The sequence below is a fragment of the Pseudoalteromonas arctica genome, from assembly GCF_012927645.1.
Classification (GTDB): domain Bacteria; phylum Pseudomonadota; class Gammaproteobacteria; order Enterobacterales; family Alteromonadaceae; genus Pseudoalteromonas; species Pseudoalteromonas arctica_A.
Map to the genome: position 1 here is coordinate 248510 of NZ_JABBMT010000002.1, position 18560 is coordinate 267069.

Sequence of the window (18560 nt, forward strand, 5' to 3'; positions counted from 1 at the left end):
CGTAAATTCTTAAAAAATGAGTAAATTTTAAATAATTGCCCAAATAAATATTGATTTAAAGATTAACCAACAATGAATTTACGCAATATGTAATAAATCAATATGACAATTTGTTTATCATTCAACTTTTTCGATAACTAAGGTCACTTCCCCAACCTCAATGCCAAACTTATCAATAGCTGTACGGTTAATCAAGCGCGATTGTGTTACCAGGTACATCCAATCATCTAAATTAACTTCAATGGTGTCATCTCCATAAGGTAATTTAAGCGTATATTGCCAATGAAATACACTGCCATTACTTTTTCCTTTCGCGATACCTATCACATCACCTGCGGTGCCAGTTAAAGTATTGTCAGTATTGAGTGTTATTTTCCACACTCGGCGTTGGGTTTCACCATCATCGTAAACAAAATCTTCCTCTATAACGCCGTTATTGCCATCCCAACTCGCATTCATGTCAACAACCATCTTACGGGTTACTTCACCTTTAAAGTCTTGGACAACACCATAGGCTTTCAATTTGCCACTAAAAAATTGTTTAAAATTAAATTCTGGCTGACTTCCTTGGTAATACTCAACATCTGGCGCAGCACAACTGCTTAATAAAAATGTGCAACTAAGTAAAAATAATGTAGTAATTCGCTTCATGTTATTGCCCTATTAGTTGTTTTCGCATTTGTGGCTCAGAGGTATCGGCGTCAAGCCAAATAGCTAAGAAGTTATCCGCAAAACCATTTTGCTCTATAGCCCCTAACTTTTTACCATTAAAATAAAATGTGCCAATACCATTTTCATCCGTAATGAAGGATAGCGATTCACCTTTTTTGATATCTGGCCAAAGCGCAGCTAACTGTGCATCGTATTTACTAATAATCTCTTTTTTACCCAAATGCTGCCATTGTTCGTTTGTCGCTTTGATTATGTCCTTTGCAGCAAAATCGCGTAAATAGGTCAATGTCAGTTTAGTGGGATGATTACCAAACTGATAGGTCCCAGATGGGTTTGCTAACTGCGCCTGATAGACATCCCAAAATAGATACTCAAAACGAGCCTCACCGACCACTTTAAAATCAGCTGCAAAGCTTCGGCTGCATATCAATACAATTAAAATGATTAGCCCTTTAGTTAATCTTGCTATCATTACCGGACTCCAAATTTCTAAGTTAAATAGTTACACCTGTATGCTCATTTGTGTTCAGAAACTAACAGGTACTTTTTGCTATATGTGTTTATCACCCTGATAAAATTGAACATAAGCGACCAAGCAAAACCATATATAAGCCAAAATTGCCAAACTACAGGATGAACCTCTAACGCCCCAAAACGCGCACCAGCAATATAACTTGCGGGGGCAAAAACAGCACAGAGCAACATCGCTAAATACCAAGGCGTGCGATGCAAAAATTGCATTGACGTATTAATGGTTAAGAGTAAGGCACACCAAAGTAATATAAACCACAATGGAAAAGGGGATATACTAAAAGATAAAAAGCCAACCTCAACCATCAAATATTCAAAGCTTAACGAGATCATTAAGCCATAGCACAGTAACAGCATATCTTGTTGCTTTTGCTGCGACAGGCATAGCATTAGTATGATGATTAATAAAATCGGTATAATAGCGCGCTGCTCAAGGAATAATGCTAAAAGCCACACTCCTTGAAACAGCAAAAAATTAATAACTGAGCGCAATGTCATCACTTGAATGGTTAAAACGCGGTTTACGAGCAACTAAATGCACTGTACTGGTTACTCGCGCCCTAAATGCGCCTTCACAGTAAGCTAAGTAAAATAACCACAATCGATAAAAACGCTGGTCGAACTTAACTTTGTCGATTTCTGGCCAGCTTGCAATAAACCGGGTGCGCCAATCAGCTAAGGTTCTTGCATAATGAACGCCGATATCACTAATACTGTGTACCACCATGTCTGATTGATTTTTTATTTGCTTATTCATTTCATCAATACACGGTAAACAACCACCAGGGAAAATATATTGCTGAATAAAATCAGAATTTTTCAGGTAATGTTGATAGCGTTGATCAGCAATTGTGATTGCTTGGATCAGCATTGCACCACTGTCTTTGAGTAAGTCATTACATTTTTTGAAAAAGCTGGGTAGGTATTCATGACCAACCGCTTCTATCATTTCTATTGACACTAGCTTATCGTAACTGCCTTCGAGTAAACGATAATCTTGTTTCAATAAGGTTATCTTATCTTCAAGCCCCAACTGGGTAATTTTTTCTGCCACAAACGCATGTTGCTCATCAGAAATAGTTGTAGTAGTAACGTGGCAGTCATAATGTGTTGCAGCATGAACGGCAAACGCTCCCCACCCTGTGCCAATTTCAATAACTGTTTCACCGGGTTGTAAATCTACTTGTTGGCAGATTAAATCAAGCTTATGGCTTTGTGCTTGCTCAAGAGAAGCATCTTTTGATGGGTATACAGCGCTTGAGTAAAGCATTTCAGTGCTTAAAAATGATGAATACAACTCATTGCCTAAATCGTAATGAGCAACAATGTTTTTCTTTGAACCTTGCTCAGAATTTTTGTTTTTACGGTGGTTTATTCGATTGTAAAGATTACTAATAAACGCAAACTTACGTTCAAATTGGTCCAGTTGAGCCTGATTAATGGCAAAAATTTCAATCAACGGAGTTAAGTTAGTACATTCCCACTGGCCTAAAATATAAGCTTCGCCAGCTCCGACACTGCCAGAGAGCGCAAATGCTTTATACATTGCCGGATTATTAACAACTACTTTAGCCTGTAAGTGACTTTGAGGATCACCAAAGTGTTGAACGTCGTTACCATCAACTAGGGTAATTGCGCCGACTTCAATGCTATCAAACGCACCAATGACTAACTTTTTATACAGCTTACTTAACAAGCTACTTGATGCGTTATCAGCTAAACTGGATACTTTTTCCATCTCATGACCTTCATTATTTTAGCTTATCAATTCTTGCCTGAGTGACCTAAAAAAGGCACTCGCTTACAAAATAGTTTGAACGCCTGGACGTAAATTCCTTTCATCACAGTGATGGTCATGGCAGGAAAACGTTTCAGTAACGCAGTAACCGCAGTCCGGCTGAGTGACTGGCGTTGTAAACGCAAACTGGCAGTAAATAATAGCGTATTGTCTTTTTTATTTTCTATATGGATCAAAGTGTTTTGCTTTGTTAAACGCACTTTCCAGTGGTAATCCATATCTAAATTCATAAATGGTGATACGGAGAAAGCCTTTTGAAAGTTCACTTTCTTGTGTAAATCAACCAAGTAATAATGTCGCTCGTTCCAGGGCGTATTACTTACTTCAGCAACCATGTAGGGAAAATCACCATCGGCCGTTTCATAAAAGAAGAAATTAACTGGGCTAAAATACACTCCAAAACAGCGCAGTTGTCCGAGCATGTAGACATTACTAAACGGATCAGTGATCCCCAGCTCGACAATTTTATTAATTGCACGTTGTTTTATTGGTTGTTGAGTATCTAAATCACGATTAAGATAATCGGATTGTTTGAATTTAAGCGCTTTAAAGCCTGTTGTTCCAAGCCAAGGGTGAACACCATCTAGTTGCTGAGGAGCATTAAGATCCACCCACATCATGTACAACTGATAATTAAAGCAATGCGCTTTAATTGCTAATCGGTGATGGCGAACATGTCCGACTAAAAGTGCACTATTCAAAATCAACTCCAAGTTTGCGAGCAACATCTACAGCACTTTTCACGCCGTCTTCGTGAAATCCGTTATACCAATAAGCGCCACAAAAATAACTATTGTTAACCCCATCAATAAGCTGTTTTTGCTGCTGAGCAGCAATCGACGTTTTATTGAATACTGGATGATGATACGTAAATTCTCGAAGTATTTTATTTTTATCAATTCCTTGGCGGTGATTAAGCGTGACACAAAATTGCGTTTTACTTGTTATGCCTTGCAAAATATTCATTTGGTAGGTCACAATGGCCGCTTTATCAAGATTATCGGTAAGTAGATAATTCCAGCTGGCCCATGCAGCTTTGCGTTTTGGCAGTAAGGCTGTATCAGTATGCAAAATCACTGAATTTTCAGTGTAAGGGATGGCTGATAAAATTGCTTTTTCATCTGTGCTAGGGTTTTCAAGTAAAGCGAGGGCCTGATCAGAATGACAAGCAAAAATAACGTGATCAAACTGCTCAACGGTGCCATTTTTCAGCCGGATCAACACCTGATCTGGGGTGCGAAAAATAGACTGTATATCCGTGTTCAATTTTATTCTATCTTTAAAACCACTGATCAATGGGTTGATATATTCCCTTGAACCACCGGGAATAACATACCACTGCGGGCGATTAGTAATATCTAATAAGCCATGATTAAAAAAGAATTTGACAAAAAACTCAACGCCTACATTACTCATTTCTTTAATACTTGTTGACCAGATAGCCGCGCCCATTGGCAAAATATAATGGTAACGAAAAAAATCATTAAAACCGTGTTTATCGAGCAACTGACCTAACATCTGCTCACTTTGGTAGTCGTTGTCATGATATAGTTTTTTACACAAGGTGTTAAAGCGTACAATATCACTGAGTAACTTCCAAAAACGCGGACGAAATATATTGCGCTTTTGAGCAAACAAACTGGCAAAGGTGTGGCCATTGTATTCAAAACCAGTTTGCTGATTATGTACGCTGAAACTCATTTCTGTCGGTTGACGTTCAACGCCGATGCGCTTTAACAGCTTTTCAAAATAAGGGTAAGTGCGATCATTAAAAACAATAAAGCCAGTATCAATAGCACGCTTAACACCATCAACCTGTATATCTATCGTTGCGGTGTGCCCACCTATGTAGTTGTTTTTTTCAAATACCGTAATATCATACTTTTTGTGCAATAAATGCGCGCAGCTTAATCCTGCAATACCAGAACCTATAATTGCGGTTTTTTTCAACGACTTAATCCTTTTGCAAGCATGAGCCAAATTGGCAGCGGCAACATGCGTAAACATTTTAAAATAAGGGTGAAACGATAAGGAAAATGCACCTCTTTGCGGCGCTTAGCGACCCCTTTGATAATATAATTTGCCGCTTTTTCTGCAGTAACTGCCATTGGCATTGGAAAATCATTTTTTTGAGTCAACGGTGTTTTAACAAACCCAGGGTGCACTAAGGTTACGTCAATATCAGCTAAATCAATGGCTAAACTTTTTGCTAAGTAACTGACCCCAGCTTTTGATGCGCCATATGCCTCAGAGCGCGGTAACGGTAAATAAGTTACGCTTGAACTGACAATCACCAACTGACCACCAGACTTTATCCTCGGTAGTAAAGCCTCAAGACAATAACCCATCGAAAGCAAATTAGTAGTAACAACGCGGGTAAACAATGCACTGTCAAAATTATGCGCATCATCGATATACTCACAATTGCCAGCATTAAGAATAACGCGATCAAATTGCGTATAAGCAACAGTACTACTACGTATAGCTTGTAAATCAGTAGCGTCAAACTGACAACTTTCAATATTCGTTAGTTGCGCAAGTTCGTTTAGTTTTTCTTGGTTACGCCCACAAGCGATCACTGTATCCCCGGCTTGCGCATACAATTTCGCAAGTTGTTCACCAATACCTGATGTTGCACCTGTTATAAGCGTGATCATTATTCCGCAGCCTTATTATCTATGTATTTAATAATTGAACCGAGAATAGGGATATGTCGATAAAGTAATGCACCAACATCAAAGTAGTCTTTATGAAGGCTGATTTTTTCACCAGTAAATGTTAACTTGCTATGGCCAGCTACGGCTATTTGCTGGCCATTGCTAAGCTTTGGATGGCGATAATACATAGTCCAGTAAACAAAGGCATTATCGCCTACACTAACAGCATCACTGATATCAAACGTGCATTCAATAACATTACTATAAAGCTTAGCAAAATATTGATGTAAGTCAGCTAAACCATCGACTTCATGCAATGGATCAGAAAAATGAATGTCTGCAGCATAAATATCACTCAGTAAATGTAGATTTTCTTTATTAAGCTTTTGGTATGTCGCGATAAATTTATCTGTTCTGTGGTTGCTCATATCATACCTTAAATGCATCAAGCGCTCGTAAGCGAGCCGTTTTATGATCAACGATTGCAGGCCAATAAACTACTTTTGCTTTGCCGCTTTTCGCTAAATATTGATGTGGAAAATGAATTTGCTTATTCGGCACATTTTCCAACTCCGGTATATACTTACGAATAAAATGACCGTTAGGATCAAATCGTTCACTTTGAGTGATCGGGTTGAATATTCTAAAGTATGGCTGGGCATCGCACCCAGTACTTGCAGCCCATTGCCAACCGCCGTTGTTAGACGCTAAATCGCCATCGATCAAATGTTGCATAAAGAAACGCTCACCTTTACGCCAATCAATTAACAAGTGTTTGGTAAGAAAACTGGCAACCACCATACGTAAACGATTATGCATCCAACCTGTTTGAATAAGTTGCCTCATGGCAGCATCAACAAGCGGGTAGCCTGTTTTACCTTCACACCAAGCAATAAAATCCGCCTCATTAGTACGCCACTTTACTGGGTCATATTTCTCATTAAAGTTGTTATATTTATTAAGTTTTGGATAAGCCACAATTAAGTGACGATAAAACTCACGCCACACTAACTCGTTAACCCAAGTAAATAAGTTACTTTTAGAGCTACTTAACACATCGACATATTGTTGTTGTACAAGAGTAATTAATTGGTGAACGCTGACAATTCCTAAAGCTAAATACGGGCTTAATCCTGATGTGCCTTTAATACTTGGAATGTCTCGCTGATCTTTATAGCTGAGTAATTTATCGCTGATAAAGCGGGCACAGATTTGACTCAATGACGCATCATCAACTGGCCACTTATGTGAAGAATCATCGCCAGTAAGTAACCCTGAACCTTGCCAAGGTATTGGGCTAAACATTGTCGGGGGGGCTTGAAAATAAAAATGAGTATCTTGATATTGCTTTAGCCAGGCATTTTTAAAAGGGGTGAACACCTTAAACATCTCACCACTTTGATTCAGTACCGTTCCAGGCGGTGCAACCACGTCACCATCAAACAAGGTAACTGATACTTTAAGTTCATCAGCATGATGTGAAAATGCGTTATCGCGCTCAACTTCATTAATTTCATATTCTTTATTGGCAAATAACTGCGTTACTGAATGTTGCTGGCAGAACTCACTTAACTGCTGCACACATTCGGCGTAATCACCCGCTTCAATGATATGCAAGGTGATGCCATTATCAGCTAGTAATTGACCTAAGAAGTTTAACCTTCGTTTTAACAAATCAATTTGTATTGAAGCAACGCTATGGCGCTGCCATTGTTGCTCAGTAATAAAAAATATAGCGTCTTTACAACCATTCTCGATTGCGTGATAAAGGGCATGATTATTAAAAAGGCGCAAATCGCGCCTAAACCAAAATACAGTGTTCATTAAATTCCGTAGCGTAATTTTAATTCGTTTGGATAAGGGTTGAAGTACACCTGCTTTGCTAAGTATTCGTTTGGATGCACTTTTAAATGATGTTTTAACAGTGTCAGCGGTACATACAAGGGCACTAAACCATCACGGTACTCATCAATCGCATCACGCAATTCTTGTTTTTCAATTTTAGATAAGTGTTTTTTAAAGTAGCCTTGTAAGTGCATTAATGTATTGCTGTTATTTTTACGGGATGCAGGTCCTTTCAGCGCTGCCATCAACCCTGCAATATAATCATCAGCAAGCAGCTCAAAATCATCGCCAACATAGGTGCCCAATAAATTACCAAGATCTTTATATGCCTGATAATTGTGAGCCATTAACAAGTACTTATATTGCGCATGAAACTGTGTTAACCGATGCAGAGTAACTGTTTGTTGACGCAACAACTGCCAGTTTTTATAAGTAAACACTCGCATTACAAAGTTTTCACGCAAGTGCATATCATTTAAACGACCATTTTCTTCACACGGTAACAATGGGTTGTGAGCCATAATTTGCGCAGCAAACAAGCCCACACCTTCAGATGTATTACCAGTGCCTGCTTCATTGTATATTTTGATCCGTTCCATACCGCAACTTGGACTTTTCGCACAAAAAACAAAACCGCTTAATTGTACAGCCTGCTCTGTAGCGACTTTTTTACCATACTCTGTCAATTGTGGGCCAACATCACCACTGCCGTCAGGACGACACACTTTAATAATTGCGCCTACTTTAACCTGTCTAATTGTTGGTCTTGGGATCGGTAGACCTACCGCCACTTCAGGACAAAAACGCTTATATTCAACATGTTTTGCTAATTCATCCATGCAAAAATTTGATTTTTTATGGCCACTATCAAACCGAACTTTCTCACCAGCAAGGCACGCACTGATACCTATTTGAATAGTCGATTGCTGCATATACACTCCTAGTAAATCAAATTGCCAATTGGATTGAGTAACTTACTCAGCCCTTTGTTAAAGTGTAGTGCGCTGCTGACAACTGTGTAACATAAGCAACCTTCTTTCGTCGTTGGGGTATGTTGATGACGACCATCGAGCCACATAAAGTCGCCAGCAACATAATCACCATCCTCGTCACCAAACTCGCCATCAAGTAATAGAGTTAACTCAAAGCCTGTGTGGGTGTGCTCAGGGATCTCGCCGCCTGCATCGATGTGCAATAAGCTCGAGCGCAGCGAACCATCTTCGAGGCTGATCCGAGAACGTGATAACTTACCCATTTGCATAAACTTACCATGTGGAATGCGGGCAAGAGCACGAGGTAATTGATAGCTTTGCTGATTAACAAGGATAGTTTGTGGCGTCATTTTATATACATCATCAACATCATCGCTGGCTGTGATTGCATCAAATAATGACATCGCATCAACACTCAGTTCTTCATCAATAGACAAATCAGATTGAGTAAAAATCGCGTCTGCATTTTGTGCTTCAATGTGCTTCACTTTATCTTTACAGCAACTACACATATCTAGATGAATAGCGACAGCAACACTTATACTCGACGCTAATGACGCATTACAATACTGCGCTAATAGCGCATCGCTTGGGTGATGTTTAATCATTGCGGTCTCCCATTTCATTGCGTAATTTTTGTAACGCTAAACGTAAACGTGACTTCACAGTACCAATTGGAATATTCAATTGATCTGCAAGTTGCTCTTGTGACATATCTTGAAAATAAACGCCTTTAACAACATCGCGTTGAGCTTGAGGTAATTTATCGAGGTAATTTTTGATTTGCTGATTTTCAAGATGATCACTAAATTCATAGTCGGCATTATCATGTTGCTCAACTAGCGGCCAAATATCTTCGCTAATATTGTCTTCTTTGTTACTTTTCATTTTTCTGAGCATATCAAATGATGCGTTGCGCATTACGGTATATACCCACGTTGTAGCTGCACCTTTATTATTATTATAAAGATGTGCTTTTCGCCACACTGAGGTAAGCGTGTCTTGCACTAATTCCATCGCTTGCGCTTCTGAATTAAATTGCTTAATACCAAAGCGTTTTATTTTCGGTGAAAAGTACGCAAATAAATAAGCAAAAGCGCGTTTATCACGATTAGCTGCAACCGCAGATAATGCATCTGCAAGTTCTTTGCTTGGCGTTTGTGGCATGGCAGTGTAATTACCTGTGTTAGGTTCACAACGTGTTGAAAGTTGTTGACTTACCATCATAATATTCCTATTAGTTTCCTTACAGGATCAATACGCTGCAAAAATACAGAGGGATCATATTAATTAGGAAAATTCGTTATTGATCACAGTATGGAGGAAAGAGTGAATATTCGCAAAGTCAGATTTAAAGGCAAGTTGTTGTTTTTTATCAATTGAGATAGGTAATAATTCAAGCCATCTTGCAAGCACCCAGTTCAGATCATCAAAGTGTGTCTGGCGGTATAAATCGGTTAACTCTAGATTAGCAGCAAACAACTGCTCTAGTGCCATTACTAAATATGAATCATCGCGCGCTAAGTTGTGAGGGTATTCAAACCAAAGAGATGTTTTAGGTGCAGATAGCTGACCGAAACGCAGTTGCTGTTTATCTTGAATTATATCAGTTAACTCAACCATAGATTTGGCCACCACATCAATTAATAGTTGTCCTTGTTGATCTTGTGAAAAGTCAATAATATCAACTAAGCATCCATACTTAGGAACGTTGAGATAACTATCAACATCGTACTGGCAAAGTACGAAACCATGATCATTTTTAAGTGATTCTTTAACCATATCAAGATAGCGAGGTTCGAAGATACGTAACCGCGTATACCCGCTTGGTAGAATAAATACCGGTAATGGAAAGATTGCACGTTTCATAAGGCTTACTACATCAGTTTAACTATGCATTACGTTACGTGCACCGCAGCAAATAAGATCAACGTTACTGATTATTACTTATCGCTATCCCCTTAGCCTATATTTAACCACTGCCCTACGTTGCGTAATAATTCAACTGAGGCATACACACTTAATAAGCTCACTACAGGTGCTAACATTAAAACTAATAATCCTAATTCGCTGCTCATTGCCTTAATCCTCAACTTTTACTGCATTGCTAGTTGCAACGAGTTGTGATGTATTTTCCGCAACTTTAGCTGATGGCTCACTATGCTGTGAAAGCAGTTCGGTTAACATTTTTTGCGAATCACTAAACAATGACTGTTTTAATTTGCTTTGTAATTCATCACTCGTACTTTCAATATAATGTGCAATGCTGTTTGATAGCGTTTGAGTAATATCTAATTGACCGTCATTTGCACTTGCTTGTGTAGAACCAACAACCAAAAGTGCTGCAACAGATAGTTTAATAATGCTTTTCATGATGGTATTCCCTATTGTGTTATTAAGTTAGTCGCTATTACTTAATCAAAGGTTGTGCCAATCATGAATTGAATTTTAACCGATTGTTTTTTATGAACTTTAAATTAAATAAGCAGATAATCAATTGATGTCATAAATTTTAAAACCATCTAAAGTGGTTAAAAAAACCAAAATATAGTCAATAAATAAGCACTGAAAGTTTCAGCGTGCACTTGTACACTCAAATCCATATTAATGTTTTACTATGAGTATCTCATGTCGGTTGAACCCACTTTATTTAAATGTGCCCGTGAACGCACTTTGGCATGTATTTGTGATTGCTGGCTGTGTTTGTCACTATATTGCAATCAGCCGCTATATTATTACAGTCGGTTAAATTATTAATTAGTCCCACTGAAATTGGCGCATATTAACACGACCATTTTTAAAAATTACCCCTTCACTTTGCAGTAGTTGATATTGCTTTTGGTACTGCGCCGTCCCTTCAGGAAAAGAAATTTTACCTTGGCTATTGATCACTCTATGCCAAGGTATACTGGAATCTTTTGGCATTAACTTTAATAACCGCCCTACTAGCCGAGCATTATTTAGTAACCCTGCCATTGCCGCTACTTGTCCATAACTGGCTACTTTTCCTGGCGGTATATTCGCCATCACAGTATAAATTTTGTCTTCTTTACTGGCTTGCATTCACGATCCTAAAAACGTTTTACTTAACTGTTTAAAATCTTCCCACACGGCTCTTGCCACAGGCCCATGATGAGTGGCGTTTTGTCGAAAAACTCTGATCTGTGCGCTAAATGTATTTTCTCTATCTAGTATTTTAATTTGTTGTAATACACCACTTTCAAGCTCATTTTGACAATGCACTAAACTCATCATTGCCCAACCAGATCCCGATAATAAAAACGATTTTAAAGTTGAGATATCATCAATTTTCATCATCGTAGAACCCTTTGAATACGATAAACGATCTGAGTCAAAACTCATATCGCTTTCAAACATCGCTAAACAAGGAAAGTCCTGTAATTGTTGATAAGTTACCTGAACTGGCACTAATCCGCTCACACTAACGATACCAATATCGAGCTTGCCAATCGGTAAACTTTCTAAATCGCCTGTAGCATGAAATAAATCAAACCACGGACCAATCCCTAAATCAGCTTGCCCTTTATTAACTTGCTCAAGAGAAACAAAGCGTTTTCCGCTGGTTACACTAAACTCGGTGCTGGTATGTTTAATAAAAGCATTGCAAATAATATCGTTATAAAGTGATTGGTGACATAACTGCTCATAACAAATCTTATAATTTGCTTCATTACCAAGTGCAAGCTCACTGGCCAGTTGTGCTAAATGTGCTTGAGCATCTAATAATAATGTCGCTTCGCGGTGATAAATACGACCTTTTTCAGTTAATTGCAATCGATAATGGCTACGATCTAACAACTCAAAACCAAGCTCAGCTTCAAGTTTCTTGATTGCTAGCGTTAAAGCGGGTTGCGATTTATACAGTGCTAAAGCAGCTTGCGACAAGCTTTGAGTGCGAACAATGGCATCAAGCATTTTTAACTGTACTAAGTTCATAATACTCCAATTTAAGATTATAATTTTTATTTATGATCTTTTTAAAATTTAATAATTTTTATTTTATATGTTCACGGCGTATGCTGCACCTAATTTATGTTTTCATAGCCACGGAGAAGACCATGAAACTGTCGCCAGCTTTAATTATATCAACATTAATACTGAGTTTAGTCGCCTGTAAAGAGTCAAATACCGACACTCATGTCGAGCAAGCCATTCGTCCAGTAAAACTATTTGAAATTAATACTAACTCAGATCAGACAATACGCAGTTTTCCGGCAGAAGTAGTGGCAAATCAAGGCTCTTATTTAGCATTTAGAGTTAACGGTGAGTTATTAGAGTTCCCTGTACTGGCGGGTCAACATGTTGAAAAAGGTCAGCTCCTTGCCAAATTAGACCCTGAAGACTTTCAACTGCAATATGATGAGCGAAAAGCACGTTTTGAGCTGGCGCACTCGCAACTTGAACGCGTACAAAAGCTATTTAATAAATCAATTACCAGTCAATCCGAACTTGATCAGGCACTTGCCAATAAACAGGTAGCTGAGTCGGCATTAAAAATTGCAAAAACCAACTTAGATAATAGCGAATTACGTGCCCCTTTTAGCGGCACAGTTTCCAAAGTTTTTGTTAAAAACTTTGAAAATATCCAAGCAAAACAAAATATTCTTCGCTTAGAAACCCGTGATTTAATGGATGTGATCATTCAAGTACCTGAAAAACTAATCGCCCGCATTGATAAAGACATTGACTATCAGCCAAGCGTGGTTTTTGACGGCTTTCCAAATAAATCATATACCTTAATAATTAAAGAATTCGACACCCAAGCAGATCCAGCCACGTTAACCTACAAGGTGGTATTTTCATTACCAGTACCTAAGGATTTTAACCTGTTGGCAGGCATGACCGGCAGTGTAGATATTGATCTAAGCAAGATTACTCATTCGCAATCACACTATATTTTACTCCCTGTTGAAGCGGTGTTTTCTGAACCAACACAGCCTGCTAATAACAGCTATGTCTGGCTATACGAGCCACAGACTGGCAAAGTGAAAAAGCAAGCTGTTGAAGTTGGCCAACTACATCAACGTGGCATTGAAGTGCTTGCTGGTTTAGAGCAAGGTCAAACTGTGGTCGCAGCTGGCGTTCACTTCCTCAAAGAAGGTATGCAAGTACGCCCATGGCAAAAAGAGCGAGGCTTATAAAATGAGCATTGCTGAACTTGCCATAAAGCAAAAAGTCGTCAGTTGGATGTGCGCACTATTACTGTTAATCGGTGGCGTAATTTCTTATTTAGGACTTGGTCAGCTTGAGGATCCTGAATTTACAATAAAAAAAGCCATGGTGATCACTTTATATCCTGGCGCTTCACCACAACAGGTAGAAGATGAAGTTACTTTTCCGATTGAAAATGCAATTCAACAATTGCCCTATGTGGATTACGTAACCAGCATTTCATCTCCTGGTAAATCACAAATTACCGTTGAAATGAAAAGCAACTATCGAAAACAAGACTTACGACAAATTTGGGATGAGCTACGACGTAAGATTAACGATAACGCTTCATCACTGCCCAGCGGTGTATACCCAAGTTCCATTTTAGATGATTTTGGCGATGTATACGGCGTAATGTATGCGATCACCGGCGATGGTTACTCTTACGACGAACTAAAAGATTATGTTGATTACTTAAAACGTGAACTGGTACTCGTTGACGGCGTAGGTAAAGTGACCGTCAGTGGTGAACAGCAAGCACAGGTGATGGTTGAAATATCGACCCGGAAGCTGGCGCAACTTGGAATTGCACCGACTAGAATTTATCAATTATTGCAATCACAAAATACCGTCTCTAATGCCGGTAAAATACGCGTAGGCGATGAATCAATTAGACTGCATCCAACAGGCGAATTCAAAGACGTAAAAGAACTCGAAAACTTACTGATCTCAAAACCAGGTGAAAATGAACTGATTTACCTTGGTGACGTTGCAACAGTGTTTCGTGAATACGCTGAAGTGCCTAATAATGTAATGCGCTTTAACCAACAGCAAACCTTGCTAGTTGGCGTATCATTTAGTAGTGGCGTAAACGTGGTGGATATAGGCGATAACATTCAAGCGCATTTGGCATCGCTTGAATATCAGCGCCCCCATGGCATGGAAATAAATACCGTTTATAACCAACCTGTTGAAGTCGAAAAATCAGTTAATGGCTTTATCATCAGCTTACTTGAAGCTGTCGCGATTGTTATTATTGTCCTACTAGTCTTTATGGGCTTTAAAAGTGGTGTACTGATAGGGGCAATTTTATTGCTGACCGTATTGGGTACATTTATTTTTATGAAACTGTTTGCGATTGATTTACAACGTATTTCTTTAGGTGCGCTGATCATTGCATTAGGGATGTTAGTTGATAACGCCATCGTAGTCACCGAAGGTATTTTAATAAACCTAAAGCGAGGACAAACAAAGCTTAAAGCAGCGGCTAATATAGTCGAGCAAACAAAATGGCCTTTACTTGGCGCTACCGTGATTGCTATTACTGCATTTGCGCCAATTGGTTTAAGCTCTGACGCTAGCGGTGAATTTGCCGGCAGCTTATTTTGGGTATTATTTATCTCATTATTATTAAGCTGGATCACTGCCATCACCTTAACTCCTTTCTTTGCTGACTTAATGTTCAAAGAAACTGAGCTCAAGCAGCAAAGCCATGATGAAGACCCATATCAAGGTGTGATCTTTAATTTATATAAAACTTTATTAAACACCTCAATGCGTTTTCGTAAAACCACTTTATTGTTGATGGTTGTTTTATTAGCTAGCTCTGTTTTTGGCTTTAAGTTTATTAAACAAGCGTTTTTTCCAGCCTCAAACACGCCAATGTTTTACGTAGATTATTGGCATACACAAGGGGCTGATATTCATGCCACTTTAGATGGCGTAGCTAAACTCGAAGCATTCTTACAAAAAGATGAGCTGGTCGAAGAAGTAACGTCAACGATAGGCCAAGGCGCACCACGGTTTATGTTGACCTACGCACCTGAAAAATCATACCCAGCTTATGGTCAATTAATTATCCGTGTAAAAGACCGAGAAGCAGTGGCAGCGATGATTGCAAAAGTTCGCGACTATGAATACAGCCACGTATTTGATGCCAAGCTTAAAATAAAACGCATGGAAATAGGACCTTCTACTGATGCTAAAATAGAAGCACGTTTTTCGGGGGCTGATCCAGTGGTGCTTCGCCAATTAGCTAAACAAGCAAAAGAAGTGCTAGCAAAAGATGCCGGTGCTTATAATATTCGTGATGATTGGCGTGAACGTTCAAAACTCATTCGCCCGCAACTTAATGAACAAAAAGCGCGGCGTCTGGGCATCGCTAAAACAGACTTAGATCAACTCTTATTAACTAGTTTTTCCGGTAAAAAAGTCGGCATTTACAAAGATGGTACTCAACAGCTCCCTATTATTGCCCGCTCACCGGCACAAGAGCGTCTTAATGTTGAAAGCCTACGTGATCTACAAATATACAGCCCAGTATTAGGCGTATTCGTGCCAGTTACTCAAGTTGTAGATGAGTTTGTTGTAGAGTGGGAAGACAGCCTAATAATGCGCCGCGATCGCAAACGTACTATCACAGTAATGGCCGATCATGACGTAATAGGTGATGAAACACCCGCGAAACTATTTTCAAGAGTCAGGCCAAGTATTGAAGCAATTAAGCTCCCCAATGGCTATGAATTACAATGGGGTGGTGAGTTTGAATCATCTACAAAGGCAAAAAAAGCTATTTTTGGCTCGTTACCTCTGGGCTATTTAGCAATGTTTGCAGTCACTGTGTTGCTATTTAACTCAGTAAAAAAACCACTGGTTATTTGGGCCACTGTACCTTTAGCAATCATAGGTGTTAGCGCCGGCTTGCTAGTGATGAACGCCGCATTTAGTTTTATGGCGCTACTTGGGCTATTAAGCTTAAGCGGTATGCTGATTAAAAATGGCATTGTGTTGGTAGATCAAATCAACCTTGAGCTCAGTGAAGGCAAAGAGCCTTATCAAGCAGTATTTGACTCCGGTGTAAGCCGTGTGCGCCCTGTTGCGATGGCAGCAATCACCACTATTTTAGGAATGATCCCATTATTATTTGATGTGTTCTTCCAGTCAATGGCAGTGACGATTATGTTTGGTTTAGGCTTTGCCACCATACTCACTTTAATCGTGGTGCCAGTACTTTATACCGTGCTGTTTAAAATTGAAGTGCCTAAAAAACAAGATACCTAAGGTTAAATATCACTAAGGAGCACAATGAGTACTCCTTAGTAATAGTAGTATTTAATAACATACAACTTTATTTAAATTATCGGCTAAGATATTACTGCAACTATTTTAGTCGCTATTTCTTTACCAACACCTTCAACACCACGTAATGCATCAACATCAGCTGATAATACACCTTTCACTGAACCAAAATGAGCCAAAAGTCGCTTTGCAAGTACAGGCCCGACACTAGGTAGCCCCTGCAAAATATAGATCTTCCTAGCTTTAGCTGTTTTTGATCTACGCCCGAAACGGGGTAAGTCAAGTTTGCACTGCTTAGCTTGCTGCTGTGCTGCAAAAACCATTAAAGCAACTGATTCTCGGCTATCAGCTGCACGTAAAATTGAGATTCCAAATACGATTGTTAGCGTCACCAAAGCTCCAAGAATTGAATGCCGGTGTATTTTATAGTTAGCTATATCGCGCGCATTACCTTCTATTAAAATCGCGGTCTTAAAGCCCGAGTTAGCAAGACGATTTGCTTGATTAAATAACCGTCCTGAAATAAGCGAATCAACAAGATCACAGACTTGCTTTCGCTCAATTAGCAACCAACTATTAATGAAATAATCACCAACAGTTAAGCGTTCAACCGTCAATAAAATATCTGTTCTTTGTTCTAAAACACTAAGGGTATTACTTCGGCGCTCACGATCATCTGCAATAATACGAATGCTATCCATTTTACACCCCTGCGTTACTCGAAAGCTTTCTCTTATCTATCTTTACTAATTACGCTTTATTTAACAAAAAACAATTCATTTTAGCCATACAACCATAGCTGTATATAAAAACAGTAGTCTGTAAATCAGCATTGTCAAATATTGATATTACACAGTAATAAAACTAAGTAACCTAGTCTGCTGCTAATATTACCCATAATAAATATCGCTCTGCGTTTAAGTTAACAATTAACTACGGGTGTCATATTTTCTACTCTAGTTTACTACTTAAAGATAGTTGACAGGCAAAAGGCAAGACGCGACCCTATTCTTTTCCCCTAGAAGATACCTTTGAAACTAAAGTTCAGGAAATGATTGATGGTGGAAAGAAATATGATGGAAGTGGTGTAGTTAATAATATAAAAAGTTTTTTTGGAGCTAGCTACCTTGGCTGCGGACAACAAGCAAGACTGCTTACAGTTGAGTTGCATAAATTGAATTGGGGAGACGACTTAAAATTACAATGGGATTTTAGTATTCAAAGTGAATACTTTCCTGATGCTTTTTTAAGACACCAGTTCATTTTAGCAAAATGAATTACTCCTGTGGATTTAAAACCAATTCGAATAGACTCATGGGCTAATTCATTTGATCAGGAATAAAAAATTAAGGAGATAATTATGAAAGCTTTAGCTTGGTTTTTTCTTGTAATCCAATTAGTGGTGTTATTGATGACGTTAAAGAGCCATTTTTATATTTATCTTCTGCTTTTTGCTATAAATACATTTTTTTTATTTTTTTATAGTAAACATAAGTATGAAGGTAATGTTCTTTTTCCACTTAAAATTGCTTTTTATCTAGGTTTATCAATCTTAGTAATTGCTATTGTATTTAGATTTTTATTTTTTTTTGGAGTCTTTGATTAAATAGAGGTCTTTTCTTTTTGCCTTTTTATTTTATTGCGACTAAAGCTTTATATTAAAAATTTAAAATAACTTTGTTGAGAGTTGACCTGGTCAACTAAATTCAGTCACCCTAGTTAAGCTACTTTTTCTAACTCATTAATTTTAAATTCAAAATCATTTGGGCTTTGATACCCTAAGTAGGAATGCAATCGGTTACTGTTGTACCACAT

At 38.5% G+C, this 18560-nt stretch carries 21 protein-coding genes; 4 read left to right on the plus strand and 17 right to left on the minus strand.

All coding sequences use genetic code 11. The features are described from left to right. Window positions 1-117 precede the first annotated feature (117 nt). From HHO47_RS02665 to HHO47_RS02740, 16 genes are all read right to left on the minus strand, one after another. The gene (locus HHO47_RS02665; RefSeq protein WP_169018633.1) at window positions 118-651 is read right to left on the minus strand and encodes a DUF3833 domain-containing protein; all 534 of its coding nucleotides are present in this window, start codon (window positions 649-651) and stop codon (window positions 118-120) included. Between the two features lies 1 nt (window position 652). Next, window positions 653-1144, minus strand: a complete 492-nt coding sequence (locus tag HHO47_RS02670) for a chalcone isomerase family protein (RefSeq protein ID WP_169018635.1) — start codon at window positions 1142-1144, stop codon at window positions 653-655. 44 nt (window positions 1145-1188) lie between these two features. Then, window positions 1189-1701 (minus strand): DUF2878 domain-containing protein, encoded by a 513-nt coding sequence (locus tag HHO47_RS02675; RefSeq protein ID WP_169018637.1) that lies wholly within the window; start codon window positions 1699-1701, stop codon window positions 1189-1191. Next, window positions 1679-2941, minus strand: coding sequence for an SAM-dependent methyltransferase (locus tag HHO47_RS02680; protein WP_169018639.1), 1263 nt, complete (start codon window positions 2939-2941; stop codon window positions 1679-1681). Before HHO47_RS02680 ends, HHO47_RS02675 begins: the two co-directional genes overlap by 23 nt. Window positions 2942-2967: 26 nt before the next feature. Beyond that, window positions 2968-3702 (minus strand): DUF1365 domain-containing protein, encoded by a 735-nt coding sequence (locus tag HHO47_RS02685; RefSeq protein ID WP_169018641.1) that lies wholly within the window; start codon window positions 3700-3702, stop codon window positions 2968-2970. After that, complete coding sequence (locus HHO47_RS02690; RefSeq protein ID WP_169018642.1) at window positions 3695-4951, minus strand: NAD(P)/FAD-dependent oxidoreductase; 1257 nt, start codon at window positions 4949-4951, stop codon at window positions 3695-3697. Before HHO47_RS02690 ends, HHO47_RS02685 begins: the two co-directional genes overlap by 8 nt. Continuing rightward, complete coding sequence (locus HHO47_RS02695; protein WP_169018644.1) at window positions 4948-5658, minus strand: SDR family NAD(P)-dependent oxidoreductase; 711 nt, start codon at window positions 5656-5658, stop codon at window positions 4948-4950. Before HHO47_RS02695 ends, HHO47_RS02690 begins: the two co-directional genes overlap by 4 nt. Next, window positions 5658-6086, minus strand: coding sequence for a nuclear transport factor 2 family protein (locus HHO47_RS02700; protein WP_169018646.1), 429 nt, complete (start codon window positions 6084-6086; stop codon window positions 5658-5660). The genes HHO47_RS02695 and HHO47_RS02700 overlap by 1 nt, the downstream gene beginning before the upstream one ends. Before the next feature lies 1 nt (window position 6087). Further along, complete coding sequence (phrB, locus tag HHO47_RS02705; RefSeq protein ID WP_169018648.1) at window positions 6088-7482, minus strand: deoxyribodipyrimidine photo-lyase; 1395 nt, start codon at window positions 7480-7482, stop codon at window positions 6088-6090. Continuing rightward, a complete protein-coding gene (locus tag HHO47_RS02710) occupies window positions 7482-8435 on the minus strand; it encodes a YbgA family protein (protein WP_169018650.1) in 954 nt (317 codons plus the stop codon). Before HHO47_RS02710 ends, phrB begins: the two co-directional genes overlap by 1 nt. Window positions 8436-8443: 8 nt before the next feature. Beyond that, window positions 8444-9103: a ChrR family anti-sigma-E factor gene (locus tag HHO47_RS02715; protein WP_169018652.1), complete on the minus strand. Its 660-nt coding sequence runs from the start codon at window positions 9101-9103 to the stop codon at window positions 8444-8446. Continuing rightward, window positions 9096-9719, minus strand: a complete 624-nt coding sequence (locus tag HHO47_RS02720) for a sigma-70 family RNA polymerase sigma factor (RefSeq protein WP_169018690.1) — start codon at window positions 9717-9719, stop codon at window positions 9096-9098. The genes HHO47_RS02715 and HHO47_RS02720 overlap by 8 nt, the downstream gene beginning before the upstream one ends. Before the next feature lie 66 nt (window positions 9720-9785). Beyond that, window positions 9786-10364: an LON peptidase substrate-binding domain-containing protein gene (locus HHO47_RS02725; RefSeq protein WP_169018654.1), complete on the minus strand. Its 579-nt coding sequence runs from the start codon at window positions 10362-10364 to the stop codon at window positions 9786-9788. Between the two features lie 213 nt (window positions 10365-10577). After that, complete coding sequence (locus HHO47_RS02730) at window positions 10578-10868, minus strand: hypothetical protein (protein WP_169018656.1); 291 nt, start codon at window positions 10866-10868, stop codon at window positions 10578-10580. Between the two features lie 384 nt (window positions 10869-11252). After that, on the minus strand, window positions 11253-11558 hold the full coding sequence (locus HHO47_RS02735; protein ID WP_145235885.1) for an MGMT family protein: 306 nt from the start codon (window positions 11556-11558) through the stop codon (window positions 11253-11255). After that, window positions 11559-12452 carry a LysR family transcriptional regulator gene (locus tag HHO47_RS02740; protein WP_169018658.1) on the minus strand — a complete coding sequence of 298 codons (894 nt, stop codon included), beginning with the start codon at window positions 12450-12452 and terminating at the stop codon, window positions 11559-11561. A gap of 122 nt (window positions 12453-12574) precedes the next feature. Between HHO47_RS02740 and HHO47_RS02745 the strand changes: the two genes are divergently transcribed. Together HHO47_RS02745 and HHO47_RS02750 are read left to right on the plus strand one after the other, a co-directional pair. Then, window positions 12575-13657 (plus strand): efflux RND transporter periplasmic adaptor subunit, encoded by a 1083-nt coding sequence (locus HHO47_RS02745; protein WP_169018659.1) that lies wholly within the window; start codon window positions 12575-12577, stop codon window positions 13655-13657. 1 nt (window position 13658) lies between these two features. Next, complete coding sequence (locus HHO47_RS02750) at window positions 13659-16727, plus strand: efflux RND transporter permease subunit (RefSeq protein WP_169018661.1); 3069 nt, start codon at window positions 13659-13661, stop codon at window positions 16725-16727. 83 nt (window positions 16728-16810) lie between these two features. Here HHO47_RS02750 and HHO47_RS02755 read toward each other — a convergent pair whose 3' ends face one another. Continuing rightward, on the minus strand, window positions 16811-17446 hold the full coding sequence (locus HHO47_RS02755) for an ERCC4 domain-containing protein (RefSeq protein ID WP_169018663.1): 636 nt from the start codon (window positions 17444-17446) through the stop codon (window positions 16811-16813). 350 nt (window positions 17447-17796) lie between these two features. Here HHO47_RS02755 and HHO47_RS02760 point away from each other — a divergent pair, with 350 nt between their 5' ends. Both HHO47_RS02760 and HHO47_RS02765 read left to right on the plus strand, forming a co-directional pair. After that, complete coding sequence (locus HHO47_RS02760) at window positions 17797-18021, plus strand: hypothetical protein (protein ID WP_169018665.1); 225 nt, start codon at window positions 17797-17799, stop codon at window positions 18019-18021. Between the two features lie 84 nt (window positions 18022-18105). Beyond that, window positions 18106-18351 carry a hypothetical protein gene (locus tag HHO47_RS02765; protein WP_169018667.1) on the plus strand — a complete coding sequence of 82 codons (246 nt, stop codon included), beginning with the start codon at window positions 18106-18108 and terminating at the stop codon, window positions 18349-18351. Window positions 18352-18560 lie beyond the last annotated feature (209 nt).